The 1,656-nt window shown below is 61.9% G+C and carries 2 protein-coding genes; both read right to left on the bottom strand.

Translation table 11 applies throughout. From position 1 onward, the window contains the following. Positions 1-680 (bottom strand): biotin/lipoyl-binding protein (locus WCB02_RS01365; protein ID WP_423955516.1); only part of this gene is annotated, 680 nt, incomplete at its 3' end. Between the two features lie 38 nt (positions 681-718). Next, a partial coding sequence (locus WCB02_RS01360; protein ID WP_423955514.1) for a TolC family protein occupies positions 719-1,656 on the bottom strand: 938 nt, incomplete at its 5' end.

Genomic DNA, 1,656 nt, shown 5'->3' with positions numbered 1-1,656 from the left:
ACCTGCGCCTGCGCGCCTTTCAGTTTGCCTTCGGCCGAGGTCAGATCACCTTGCGCTATTTTGAGCGCAGCCTCATGCGTCACCGCGCGCATCGACTCCAGGTGCTTGGCTGCTGCGTCATATGCAGCCTGCGCCTGAACGAGTGTCGCCATCGCCGTATCCAGATCGCGGCCCGGAATCGCGCCTTCAGCAAAAAGCTGCTTGCGGCTATTCACGATGCTCTGATTCAGTTCTAGATTGGCCTTGGCCTGCGCAACATCCGCTTCGGCCTTGAGCTGATCCTCGGGCACTTGTGCCTTGGTTGCAGTGGCATAGGTTCCCTGCGCCGCTTCATACGCGCCCCGATTGTCCTGCGCGGCCGCAGCTAGATCGGTATTCTCCAATTCGACCAGAAGCTCGCCCGCCTTCACCCGCTGCCCGCGCTGGACATAGAATTTTTTGACCGGTGCGGAGATTTTCGGCTCGATCGCAGCCTGCGCAATCGGCGCCAGTACTGCGTCAGCCATGATCTTCTCAGAGATCTCGCCGTGCTCCGGTTGCTCGGCCTGCACCGTTACTTGTACCTGAACCTCTGCTTCCTTTTTGCAGCCGCTCAGAAACAAAGGAAGAGCCAGCGCGCTCATCAGCATCCGTAACGCAATCCAATCCCGCCTCAAATTCGCTCTCATCGTCTCGCTCATCTCGATAACGGTCTCTTCCGAACCGCGAACCCTCGCTCTTACATCGTTCCGGTCAGCGTCTGCAGATCGGCGAGCGCGGCTTCATACCGGACGCGGCCATCTTCACGCGCGTTCTGCGCGGCAACATATGCGCCCTGCGCATCCACAACTTCAAGCACGGTTGCCTCGCCGCCTCGGTAGGCCAGCTTCGTGAGCCGCAAGCTCTCGGCCGCGGTGCTCACACTCAGATCGAGCGATGCAAGCTGATCCCGCGCCATCGCTGCTTCGGAGTATGCCTCGTCCAGTTTGGCGATCAACTGCCGCTGCTTGGCTGTCAACGCCACTTGTGTCGATTGCCGCCGAATCTCACTCTGCTTCACGCGACGCTCAGTGTTCAGCCAGTCCCAGATGGGAATGTTGAGCGTCACGGTCGCTGAGTAGCCGAGATTGTTTACGTGGTCCGGCCCCGGCCCGGTCGCGGCAAATTGCGGAGCGTCGATACCGTATGTATATTCCAATCCGAGATCGGGCAGATACGCAGCTCGCGTCGCAAGGACATCCGCGTTGCTGGCTCGCAGCGCTTCCATCGCGCTCTTCAGCTCGGCATTGTTCTTGCCGGCCGCCGCATCGATATCCTCGCGCGACGCCAGCACAGGCGCTGCGTCGGGTGCGCTCAACGTGTACGGCGTACGCGGATCGGGAAACAGCAGCACACCCAATTCCAGGCGCGCCTTCTCGGCCTCGACCCGTGCATTGCCCAGTTCGCGCTCGCGTGATTGCTGCTCGAGCTGTGCCTTTACTACATCGGCACGTGCCGATTCGCGAGCCTGCTCGCGCTGCCCGGTCAGCTTCGTAAAGTCGGCGGCTTCCTGACCCGCGCGCTCGGCCACCGCCAGCTTGTGATCGGCCGCGAGCGAGCCGTCGAAGAGCGAAACCACGGCCGATACCAACCCGCGCCGCGCAATCTCCTGCTGCGCCGCGGCCTGTGCCGCCAGTG

It is taken from the genome of Bradyrhizobium sp., assembly GCF_049581145.1.
Classification (GTDB): Bacteria; Pseudomonadota; Alphaproteobacteria; order Rhizobiales; family Xanthobacteraceae; genus Bradyrhizobium.
The sequence above is the reverse complement of the archived record's forward strand: the minus strand, read 5'-3'. Positions and strand labels throughout refer to the sequence as shown.